The sequence below is a fragment of the Bacillus sp. JHAA genome, from assembly GCF_036961585.1.
GTDB classification, from domain to species: Bacteria; Bacillota; Bacilli; order Bacillales; family Bacillaceae; genus Bacillus; species Bacillus velezensis.
In genome coordinates, this window is the sequence record NZ_JBAMDE010000003.1 from 435,231 (window position 1) to 448,668 (window position 13,438).

Below are 13,438 nucleotides of genomic sequence, written 5' to 3' on the forward strand. Positions count from 1 at the left end.
GTGAAGAACTTCAATAAGCAAATCACTTTATCGCTGAAAAATCCGTTTATTTTACATCATGACGTTTACGGACAAAAAGTCCTTCCGGGATTGGCTTATATTGATATGTTTTATCAGATTTTCAAAGAGCGCGGCTATTCATACGACGGGCTTCAGCTGCGCCATTTATCCATATATCAGCCGCTTATTGCGAAAGAAGACAGCGCCGTCAAGCTTACGGTTGAATGTACAAAGGTAAAAGAAGGGCGCTGGAAACTTACCGCAAAAGGGGCTGAGGTCAGCGGCGGACGAGTACAGCCGGAAGAACGTATTTACGTCAAAGCGGAAATGCACGAGACGGCACCCGCAATTTTCAGTGACACGCTTGATCTTGACTCTGTCAAACGCGGGGCGGAACGCACCATCGATTTAAATGAGCTTTATGCACAATGCAGAAGCCAGGAATTGGTTCACAGCGGATATATGAAAGCAGAAGGAGAAGTGTTTTCCGAGCGAGACGGCGTCACCTTTGATGTATCGCTCGGAAAAGACGCGATGGGACAGGCCGGAGGGTTTTTGTTCCATCCGACTCTTCTTGACGGAAGCGGCGTCGGCGCAAACCTATTGATCTCATCGCTGTTAAACGGGGAAAAGAGGCTGTTTCTGCCTCTTTTCTACGAATCTTTTACAGCTTCCGAACCTTTGCAGGCCGGCTGCATCACGAGAATCAAACGTTCGTCGCTTCGGCAGGAAAAGGAGCTCATTTACATTACACTGGAGTTTTTTAACGCATCCGGCCGGAAAGTAGCCGAGCTGAAAGATTTCACAAGCAAGCTCGTGCGGGATGCCGAGCTGATCAATACAGAACGAAAGACTGCTGAGAAGTCTCCTGAAAAAGCCGGTTTACCGGAAGTTGCGGCATCGCTTGAAGGCGGACACCCGCATGAGGAAGCAGAGAGGTATGTCATGAATTTGATGGCGGAAAAAATCGGCAAGCCGCTTGAACAGATTGATTCTCAAGTCGGCTACTATGAAATGGGGCTGACATCGTCCGGACTGCTTGACGTCGTCGAAACGATCAGCGAAAAAATCGGCGAAACCCTTTCTCCGACTTTGCTGTTTGAATATACGACGGCAGCAGAGCTGGCGGCTTTCCTGACTGAGCAGTACGGGAGCCATTTCAGCGCGCCTCCGGCAAAAATGGCGAAGCCGGTTGAGCCGCAAACAGAAAACAGGCGGAAAAGCAGTGTTCCGCAAGATGAAGATATCGCGATTATCGGCATGGCCGGCCGCTATCCGCAGGCCGAAAATATTCATGAATTCTGGGAAAACCTGAAAGAAGGAAAAAACTGTGTCACCGAAATTCCGGAGTCTCGCTGGGACTGGCGCCGGTTTGAAAATGTAAAGTCGCCTTCCGGAAAGAGCATTTCAAAATGGGGCGGATTTATTGATGATACGGATTGCTTTGATCCCCAATTTTTCCGGATTACGCCGCGGGAAGCTGAAACAATGGACCCTCAGGAACGGCTGTTTTTACAAACATGCTGGGAAACGATTGAGGATGCCGGATATACGCCGAAGTCGCTCGCAGAGGCGCGCGGACGGAATAAGAGACAGCGCGTCGGCGTCTTCGCAGGGGTGATGCATAAGGATTATACGTTGGTCGGGGCTGAAGCTTCTTCTGAAGATCATGTATTCCCGCTTTCTCTTAATTATGCGCAAATCGCAAACAGAGTTTCATATTTTTGCAATTTTCACGGGCCGAGCATGGCGGTCGATACGGTCTGTTCATCTTCGCTGACTGCGGTTCACCTTGCTGCGGAAAGCATTCGGCGCGGGGAATGTGAATCGGCGGTTGCCGGAGGCGTCAACTTGTCGCTGCATCCGAATAAATATCTGACATACGGTTTATGGGACATGTTTTCAACAGACGGGGTTTGTCATACATTCGGGAAAGACGGAGACGGCTATGTACCGGCTGAAGGAATCGGTGCCGTGTTATTAAAACCGCTGCGAGAGGCGGTAAAAGACGGCGACCGGATTTATGCGGTGATAAAGGGCAGTGCCGTCAATCACGTGGGGACAGTGAGCGGAATTTCCGTGCCGAGTCCTGTCGCGCAGGCTGATTTGATTGAAGAATGCCTGGACAAAGCGGGCATCGATCCGCGCACGGTCAGTTATATTGAGGCGCACGGGACGGGAACTTCTCTCGGCGATCCGATTGAGGTTCAAGGCCTTGTCAAGGCGTTCCGCCAGTACACACAGGACAAACAGTTCTGTTCGATCGGATCAGTGAAGTCCAATATCGGCCATGCGGAATCGGCTGCGGGCATCAGCGGCTTAAGCAAGGTTGCCCTGCAGCTTCACCATAAAACTTTGGTGCCGTCTCTTCATTCGGAGGAGCTGAATCCGTATTTAGATTTTGAACAATCACCGTTTTACGTCCAGCATCATACCGAAGCATGGCAGCAGCCATCAGTGACCGAAAACGGAAATGAGACCGTATATCCCCGGCGTGCGGGCATCAGCTCTTTCGGGGCGACAGGTTCAAACGTGCATCTCATTCTGGAGGAATTTATCCCTGAAGAATCACACGGAACAAATGCTGAACCGGCAGAAGAACAGACATTCATTTTTCCGGTTTCAGCCCGGAATGAAGAACGGCTAAAAGAGTATGTTGCGAAGCTGTCTGCATTTATTCATCCCGGCCTGCCGCTTGAGGATGCGGCGTATACACTTCAGATCGGCCGTGAACAGATGGAGGAGCGGGTTGCGTTCACCGCTCAGAATATGACACAGCTCAAAGAGCGGCTGGAAGGCTTTCTGGCGGGTAAAACGGTCAGCGGGTGCTGGCGGAACCGAGCTGATAAAAGCAAACAGGCAGAGCTTGCTCCGGACTTGATACATAAATGGCTTTCTTCCGGGAGTCTGGAGATGATTGCCGAAAAGTGGGCCGGCGGAGGAACGATGGATTGGAATCTCTTATACGGAGAAAACAACCCGAATCGGATCAGCCTGCCGACGTATCCGTTTGAAAAAATCCGGTATTGGGTGCCGAAGGCGGAGAAAAGAGAATCGCTGCCGCAAAAAAATGCAGGCATGCTGCATCCGCTCCTGCATGAAAATGTATCAAACATGTCAGGCGTCCGTTTTCGGTCCTCGTTTAGCGGCGGAGAGTTTTTCCTGAAAGATCACGTCGTCAAAAACGAGCGGACGTTACCGGGCGCGGCTTATCTGGAAATGGTCCGGGCGGCCGTTGAACATGCGGCAGAAACGAAGGAAGAAGGAACAGTCCGTCTGAAACATGTCGTATGGATACGTCCGTTTACAGCGGCGGATGAGTCCGCAGAACTGTATCTCCGCCTTTATGACGAAGAAAATGGAGAGATGGGATTTACGGTTTACAGTGAATCGGCTTCCTCGGAAGAAGAACCCGTACTCTATGCGCAAGGAAGCGCAGCGTTTGTCCGAGCGGGCGAACCGGTCAAAATCGAGATTGACAAATTAAGAGAGTCACGCCGTCTGATCACACCTGACGCTTGCTATCAGGCATACAAACAGATGGGGATTGAATACGGGGATGCTCACAAAGCGGTCACGGAAATCTATGCAAAAGACAGCGAAGTGCTCGCGAAGCTCTCACTCCCGTCATCTATTTCTCATACAAAAGATCAGTTTGTCCTCCATCCGAGCCTTTTGGATGCGGCCTTCCACGCGACAATCGGGTTAATGCTTGACAGAGACGGGACTGACATACGGCCGATGCTGCCGTTTGCTCTCGAACAGATTGATGTGTTGAAAAGCTGTAAAAGCGATATGTGGGTTTCCATTGCGTACAGCGGCGAAAGTAAGCCTGAAGATGCCGTGCAGAAGCTGGATATTGATGTATGTGACGAACAAGGCAATGTATGTGTGAAAATGACTGGTTATTCCGCACGGGAAATTGAAACGGATAAAACAGATACACTATTTTTTGAACACGTATGGGAAGAGAAGGCCGCTGTACATGAAGAAGCGCCGATCCATTTCAAAGCCCGTCACGTGATGATATCTGACCGGTTTACGGATCAAATGAACAGCATACAGACAGACTTCAGCTGTCATGTGCTCCGTGATCAGCATAAGAGTGAAGACGAACGGTTTGAAGCTTGTGCGCTTCAGGCGTTCGAAGAAGTGAAGAAAATCCTCGCTTCAAATTCCGGCGGGCGCGAGCTCATTCAGATTGTCGTGCCTCAAGAAGCGGATACGCAGCTCCTTTGCGGCTTAACGGGGCTTTTGAAAACAGCGGCGCTTGAAAACCCGAACTTGACCGGCCAGCTGATTGAATTGGAGCCGGACGTCAAGGCAGACACGCTGTCCCGATATGTAAAAGAATGCAGCGCTCAACCTGATGACAAGCATATTCGCTATGAAAACGGCAAGCGCTATACGGCACAATGGCAGGAAACAGGGCTTGAACAGTTCGGCGCCGAAAAGCCGTGGAAGGATAAAGGTGTTTATCTGATCACAGGCGGTGCGGGCGGACTCGGATTTTTATTCGCCAAAGAAATCGCCCGGCATGCAAAAGACGCCGTTCTTATTTTAACGGGGCGTTCTCTGTTGGATAACCGTAAAAAAGCCCAGCTTCAAGAACTGTCCGATCTCGGCGCGCAAGCCGTGTACAAACAAACGGACATAACGGAAAAACAAGAAGTTCAATCGCTCACAGCGGACATCTGTCGGCAGTACGGCGGATTAAACGGTATCATACACAGCGCCGGAACGATAAAAGACAACTATATTCTGAAAAAACACAAAGATGAAGTCCGTGATGTACTGGCGCCGAAAGTCTCCGGACTGGTTCATCTTGATGAAGCGGCAAAGGACATTGAGCTTGATTTTCTGATTCTTTTCTCTTCCGGAGCCGGAAGCGCCGGAAGCGCGGGCCAGGCTGATTATGCGATGGCCAATGCGTTTATGAACGCCTTCAGTGAAAAAAGAAACCGTAAAAAAGCCCGAAATGAACGCTATGGACATACCCTTTCAATCTGCTGGCCGCTTTGGAAAGACGGCGGCATGACGGTTGATGCTGAAACGGAAGCCATGCTGACAAAAGAAAGCGGCATGGTCCCTATGCAAACAGAAAACGGCATTCAGGCTTTATACCGCGGGTGGGCGGCAAACACATCCCAAGTCATGGTGACGGAAGGCTACGCCGCAAAAATCCGGGCGTTTCTGAAAAAATCAGCGGATGATCAGCCGGATAAGGGCAGCGAAACGGAAGAAACGGCAGGTCTTACAGCAGGCGGAGAGAACATGCTTGCAGAAAAAACGGAGCATTTCTTGAAACAAGTGCTTTCGGAAGTGACCAAACTTCCTGTCGGCAAAATTGATGCCAAGGCGCCTATGGAAGATTACGGAATTGATTCGATTATGATTATGCATTTGACGGGCCGGCTGGAAAAGAGCTTCGGCTCATTATCAAAAACATTGTTTTTCGAGTACCAGAATATCGAATCGCTGGCGCAGTATTTTATGAAAGCACACCGGGACACGCTGCTGGAAGTGACCGGGGTGAAAACAGAAGAAACCCCAGCAGCCAAACCAGCGCTGTCTGAGAAAGCGAAAGTAAAGCCCGTTTTCAAACGGAATGAAGGCAAAAAAGGCTTTGCGCAAGTCCGTCCGGACACGCGGAAAAATCAGCAGCTGACAGAGCGTGAAGATATCGCGATTATCGGTATATCAGGACGATATCCGCAGGCCGAAAATCTTCAGGAATTTTGGAAGAATTTGAGTGAAGGCACTGACTGCATAACCGAAATTCCAAACGATCGTTGGGATCACAGTCTTTATTACGACGCTGATAAAGATAAAGAAGGCAAGACGTACGGAAAATGGGGAGGATTTTTGAAAGACGTGGACAAATTTGATCCGCAATTCTTCTCTATTTCGCCCCGGGATGCAAAATTGATGGACCCGCAGGAGCGGTTATTCCTGCAATGTGTCTACGAAACGATGGAAGATGCCGGTTACACGCGCAAAAAGCTCACGGAAAAATCGGGTGATTTGCTTGGCGCCAATGTCGGTGTTTACGTCGGCGTCATGTACGAGGAATATCAGCTTTACGGAGCCGAAGAACAGGCGCGCGGTAAATCGCTTGCGCTGACCGGAAATCCGTCATCAATTGCGAACAGGGCTTCCTATGTATTCGGTTTTAACGGCCCGAGCATGGCTCTGGATACGATGTGCTCTTCTTCTTTAACAGCCATTCATCTGGCATGCCAAAGCTTGCGGATCGGGGAATGCGAAGCAGCATTTGCCGGGGGCGTCAATGTATCCGTTCATCCGAATAAATATTTGATGCTCGGCCAGAACAGATTTTTATCAAGCAAAGGCAGATGTGAAAGTTTCGGAGAAGGCGGGGACGGTTATGTGCCCGGTGAAGGAGTGGGCGCCGTACTCCTTAAGCCGCTTTCTAAAGCAAAAGCGGATGGTGATCATATTTACGGCCTGATCAAAGGAACGGCCGTGAACCATGATGGAAAAACAAACGGGTATTCCGTACCGAATCCGAACGCCCAAGCCGCGGTGATCAAACAGGCGTTAAAAGACGCGGGAACCGATCCGAGGGCGGTCAGCTACATCGAAGCCCACGGCACCGGGACTTCACTCGGCGATCCGATTGAAATCACGGGTCTGACAAAAGCCTTTTCAGAACAAACACAAGATAAACAGTTTTGTGCCATCGGCTCAGCGAAATCCAATATCGGCCACTGTGAAAGCGCCGCGGGCATCGCCGGGCTGACGAAGGTGCTCCTGCAAATGAAGCATAAGCAGCTCGCACCGTCATTGCATTCCCGGACGCTTAACCCGAATATTGATTTTCTCGCTACGCCGTTTAAAGTGCAGCAGACGCTTGAAGAGTGGAAAAGACCGGTCATAAATGAAAACGGAGTAAATAAAGAATTGCCGAGAACCGCGGGGCTTTCCTCATTCGGAGCCGGCGGCGTCAACGCTCATATCGTCATCGAAGAATATTCCGCTGATGAGGATAAGGAGACGGCTTTTGCCGCGCCTCATCCGTCGATGATCGTCCTTTCCGCGAAAAATGAGCAACGGCTTCAAAAACGGGCGAAACGTCTTCTTGATGCACTGCGGAGCGGGCGTTACCGGGAAGCGGATCTGAGCCGGATCGCATATACGCTTCAAATCGGCCGTGAACCGATGGAAGAGCGTCTCGGAATGATTGTCAGCAATTTGCGCGAGCTTGAAGAGAAGCTTGACGAATTTACGGGCGGCAAGGAGTCAATTGACCAGCTCTACCGCGGACAAGTCAAACAGAATAAAGACACGATGGCGCTGTTTACGGCTGATGAGGACATGGAAAAAACCATTGAGGCGTGGCTTGAAAAAGGCAAAGCCGCAAAGGTATTAGAGCTTTGGGTGAAGGGCCTTCCGCTGAATTGGGATAAGCTGTATCAAATGGGCAGACCGCAAAAAATCAGTCTTCCGGCCTACCCGTTTGCAAAAGACCGATATTGGATCGACATATCAGCAGATGCAGCTGTCAAAAGACCGGCCGAAACACAGTCTGCGCCGATCGCACCGGCGGCCGCCCCGGAACCGGTCATTGAAGTAACAACTCTTCACGACGAGACTGCCAAAGAAAAACCGTCAAACATTACACTGCAGACTTTGAGCGGCGCGAAACCGAAAAGAACCGTACAGTCTGTTTCCCGTCCGGCGGTTTCCGCTGAAAAAGTAAGTGCCGTATTGACCGAAAGTTTGGCAGACGTTTTATATATGGATGCCGACGATATCGACGCAGACGACACATTTATTGATATCGGCATGGATTCAATTACCGGTCTTGAATGGATAAAGTCTGTTAATAAAGCATACGGCACGTCCCTTACGGTGACGAAAGTATATGATTATCCGACAATCCGCCAGTTTGCGGCTTTCTTGCAAAAAGAGCTCGGGACAGAACCGATCCTTGAGGAAGCAACCGAACCGCAGAAAACAGAGGCCGTGAAAAAACCGTCAAACATCATGCTGCAGCCTTTAAACGCTCATAAGCAGCATGTGACACAAGCAGAAGCGGATATTCTGGAGGCGATGTCTGAAACGGCAGCTTCCGCCGAACCGGAAGAACCGATTGAAGCGGTGCATGACGAGTTATCAAAAGCACTGGCTGATGTATTGTACATGGAGCGGCATGAAGTAGATATTGATGAGGCCTTTATTGACTTGGGTATGGATTCGATTACCGGTCTTGAATGGATAAAGGCCGTCAATAAACGGTACGGCACGGACTGTAACGTAACGAAAGTGTATGATTATCCGACAATCCGTCAATTTGCCGATTTTCTGAGTACGCAGCCGTCTGTCCGCGGAAGAAAAAAACAGGCGGTTCCCGTACGTCCAAAGCCGCTTACGCAGCAACATGCCCCGCAGGAGAAAACACCTGCCGAGCCGGAGAGATTAACGGTTCAAAAGGAACCTGAACCGGTGCAGGCCAAACGGGAGCCTAAAGACGAGATAGCGGACGCGATAGCCATCGTCGGCATGTCGGGCAAGTACCCGGATGCGCCGGACCTAAAGACATATTGGGACAACTTAGCCCGTGCGAAAAACGCCATTCGCGACATCCCGCTTTCCCGCTGGGATGTAAACAAATACTATGATCCGGCCTTAAACAAGAAGGGCAAAGTATACTGCAGATCAATCGGTATGCTTGACGGCATTGAAGAGTTTGATCCGCTGTTCTTTAATATATCTCCGTCTGAAGCGGAACTTATGGACCCGCAGCACCGGATATTTTTACAGGAAGGTTTTAAAGCCTTTGAAGATGCGGGTTACAGCTCAAAAGAATTAAACGGGAAAAATTGCGGCGTTTATTTGGGGATTATGAACAATGAATACGGCATGATGTTAAACAAACATCAGACAGGAGGAAGCGCGACGGGCAACAGTTTCAGCATCGCGGCGGCCCGCCTGCCTTATTATCTCAATTTGAAAGGGCCGGCCATTCCGATCGATACGGCATGCTCTTCATCTCTCGTCGGGACTCATTTGGCGCGTCAGGCGCTGTTGAATCATGAAATTGACATGGCGCTTGTCGGCGGTGTGACCTTGTATTTAACGCCTGAATCATACATCAGCATGTGTGAAGCAGGAATGCTGTCTCCTGACGGCCAATGTAAAGCATTTGATAACAGTGCGAACGGATTTGTGCCTGGCGAAGGCGCGGGGGCGCTCGTTTTGAAGAGGCTGAAAGATGCGGAAGCCGAGCAAGACCATATTTACGGAGTCATTATCGGATCTGGAATTAACCAGGACGGAAAAACCAACGGCATTACCGCACCAAGCGCGAAAAGCCAAATGGATTTAGAGCGCCAAGTGTATGAAGCGCACAACATCCACCCTGAGAGCATCACCTATGCGGAAATGCACGGCACCGGCACAAAGCAGGGGGATCCGATTGAATTAGAAGCCCTGTCTTCTGTATTTAAGGAAAAAACGGATCGCAAACAATTTTGCGCCATCGGTTCGGTTAAATCGAATATTGGGCATACGTCGGCGGCGGCAGGTGTAGCAAGCGTCCAGAAGGTTCTGCTGTCGATGAAGCATCAGCAGCTTGTGCCGACCCTTCATTTCAGCACGCCGAATGAACATTTTGATTTCGATGACTCGCCTTTATTTGTCAATACCGAACTCAAACCTTGGGAAACAGGCGGAGCACCGCGGCGGGCCTGTGTCAGCTCATTCGGCTACAGCGGCACAAACGCTCATCTCGTTATCGAAGAGTATCAGCCGAAAGACCGGGGAAGCCGTAAGCCTGATGAGACAAACATTTTTGTGCTGTCGGCGAAAAAAGCGCCCCAGGTAAAAACCTATGCCGAGTCTGTGATCGAATTTGCAAAAGCCAATCAGAATATCAATCTTTCAGATATGGCGTACACGCTTCAAACCGGGCGTGATGCGATGGATTACCGTCTTGCGGTTACAGCCGGTTCGAGAGAAGAACTGATCAGCCGTTTAACCGATTTTGTAAACGGAAATACGGGTGAAGGGATATATGAAGCCCATATCAAAACGGCTAAAAAAGAACTCAAAGCATTTGAAACGGACGATGACCTGAAGCAGCTTGTGAGGTCATGGTTCGATAAGAAAAAATACGCCAAAATAGCGGAATTGTGGGCCAAAGGGCTTCAGATGGACTGGGACAGACTCTATCAAGGCGAAAAACCCCACAGAATCAGTCTGCCGGCTTACCCATTTGCGAAGGAGCCGTACTGGCTGCCTGAGCCGAAAGCCGTACCGCAGGAAACAGAAGACCGGCGCGAGGCTGTGCTTTTAGAAAAGCAATGGGTTCCGTGTGAGATCGATTCGGCCGGTGAGAAAAGCGGCAGGACGGTCATGATTCTGGCTGATGTAAGAACAGCGGAGCTAGCCGAAGAGACTGCAAAGCATTTCACTGACTCATTCATTCTCCCGGTCGATTCGGCTGACACTGCAGCTAGCGATTGGAATCACATAGATGGCGCAATCGATCTGACGGGATGCGGAGACGAAGACCCTTCACTGGAAGGGATCAGCCGGCTCCAGACTCTGATTGATACAAGCCGCCGGCAGGCGCGGCCGCTGACGCTGCTATATGTAACAAAAGGCTTGGAGCCATTTCAGCAGAAAACGATTCATCTTGCAGGAGCGGCAAAAAGCGGCCTGTACAGAATGCTTCAAAATGAGTATCAAAACGTGACGTCCAGACACATGGATGCCGATACAGATACGGATCAGCAGACGCTTGCCAAACAGATTGCAGATGAATTTGCGGCGGACAGCACAGAACCGGAAATCTGCCGCCGAAACGGACAGAGATACCGTGCTTTATTCAGGGAGATTCCAAGCGGGAAGCGAGCAGAACATAAGCCCGCACCGTTTCCTGAAGACCATGTGCTTTTCATTACCGGAGGCACGAGGGGACTGGGTCTCTTATGCGCCCGCCATTTCACAGAAAAACACGGCGTGAAAAAAGTAGTGCTGACAGGCAGGGAGCCGATTCCTCCCCGTCATAAACGGTCAGCCGTTAATACGAGGCTGAAAGAGAAGATACGGGCGATTGAAGAGCTTGAAGCAAAAGGAGTGCAAGTGGCGGTGATCAGTCTGAAATTGTCTGATCATGATGCGGCGGCAGCGGAAATTGAAACGATCCGGCGCACGATGGGACCGATCGGCGGCGTCATTCATTGTGCGGGATCTGTTAATTCAGTAAATCCGGCGTTTATCAGAAAGACTGCTGACGATATACAAGAAGTGCTGGAACCGAAAGTCGCAGGGCTTCAAACATTAAGCAGCCTTTTCACAAATGATCCTTTGCAATTTTTTGTCTTATTTTCTTCAGTATCTGCAGTCGTTCCGGCGCTCGCGGCGGGACAGTCGGATTATGCGATGGCAAATGCGTACATGGATTATTTCGCGGCGGCTCATCAGCATCAATATCCGCTGGTCAGTATTCAATGGCCGAACTGGAAGGAAACCGGATTGGGTGAAGTCCGCACAGAAAGCCTGAAGCAGACCGGGCTGCTGGGACTGTCCAACGCGGAAGGACTTGACTTGCTGGACCGTATTTTATCTGAAAACATCCGCCCGTCCGTTCTGCCGGCTATCATTGATCGGAGCGAATGGCATCCTGACAGGCTGCTCTGTCAAGAGAAAAAACAAAAAGAGACTGAAGCCGTAATAACCGGCAAAGCCGCTGAAAAACATTCAGACAGAGAACTGCTTCTTGATACGAAGGCGTGGCTTGTGAAACTGTTTTCCGATGAGCTGAAAATCGCTCCGGAAGAGCTGGAAACAGACGAACCGTTTCAGGATTACGGGGTTGATTCGATCATTTTAGCGCAGCTTTTACAGCAAATGAATCAAGCGCTCAAAGAGGACTTAGATCCGTCTGTTTTATATGAACATCCGACGATTGACGCGTTTGCCGAATGGCTTGTATCCAATGGACAGCCGCTGCTTGCAGAAAGGGAGGAACCGGATACAGAAATCTTGGTTCCGGCTGCCGTACAAACGGTTCATACTGAACAAAAGCGTGATGCCGTAACTGAAGACATTGCCGTCGTCGGAATGAGCTGCCGTTTTCCGGGAGCGGAATCGTTAGAACAATATTGGGACTTGCTGAGAAGCGGCAGGTCCGCAATCGGCTCCGTCCCGGCGGAACGTTTCGGATATGCAAATCAATACGTTGCGGGATTGATTGACAATATGGATCACTTTGATTCCGAATTCTTTTTCATTCCGGAAAACGACGCGAAAGCGATGGACCCTCAGGCATTGGCGGTGTTGGAAGAGAGCTTGAAACTTTGGTGCCATGCCGGCTATTCCCGTGAAGAAATCAAGGGTATAGAGGCCGGTGTGTATATCGGAGGCCGAAGCCAGCATCAGCCTGATCCTGAAATTCTTGCGAATACCCGCAACCCGATCGTTGCGGGCGGGCAGAATTATTTAGCGGCAAACGTTTCGCAATTTTTTGATCTGCGCGGGCCGAGCATCGTGCTTGATACGGCTTGTTCATCGGCTTTGACAGGAATGAACATGGCCGTTCAGGCACTGAGAAGCGGCGATATCAAAGCGGCGGTAGTTGGCGGCGTCAGCCTGCTGAACACGGATGCGGCGCACCGGATGTTCCAAGAGCGCGGGCTGTTAAACGAAAAGCCGGCATTTCACGTATTTGACAAGCGTTCAGGCGGAGTTGTCCTCGGTGAAGGCGTCGGCATGGTGCTGTTAAAAACAGTAAGCCAGGCGCAAAAAGACGGCGACACGATACACGCGGTCATTAAGGCTGCCGCCATGAACAATGACGGCAGAACGGCAGGCCCGTCAGCTCCTAATATGCAGGCGCAAAAAGACGTCATGCAAAGCGCGCTTTTCAAAAGCGGCAAAAAGCCGGAAGACATCAGTTATATCGAAGCAAACGGATCGGGTTCCGCTGTAACTGATTTGCTTGAGCTGAAGGCGATTCAATCCGTATACCGCTCTGGCCAGCATGTTCCGCTCGGCATCGGGTCAATTAAGCCGAACATCGGGCATCCGCTTTGCGCAGAAGGCATCGCAAGCTTCATTAAAGTCGTATTAATGCTGAAGCATAAACAAACGGTTCCGTTCCTCTCAGGAGATGAACCGATGCCGCATTTTGATATAACAAAGACAGATTTTCATTTTCATAAAACAGCCGGCGAATGGGATGCATCCAGACCGTCAGCAGCCATCAACTGCTTTGCCGACGGCGGAACGAACGCCCACGTCATTCTGGAAGCTTGGGAAGAAAAAGACACCCGAATGAAAAGAAAGCCGCTGCCGGTACCGTCATTAAGACGTAAGGCTCTGGTAAAAGAGCCTGACGCACCGGCGGAGAAACAAGAGCTTCCTGCGAAAAAAATGTTTTGGAAAGCATTTAAATGAGAGAGGAGTG

General features: G+C 50.3%; 1 protein-coding gene. It reads left to right on the forward strand.

The features are described from left to right. Window positions 1–13,428: a type I polyketide synthase gene (locus V7728_RS09465; protein WP_099566751.1), complete on the forward strand. Its 13,428-nt coding sequence runs from the start codon at window positions 1–3 to the stop codon at window positions 13,426–13,428. The last annotated feature ends 10 nt before the right edge of the window (window positions 13,429–13,438 follow it).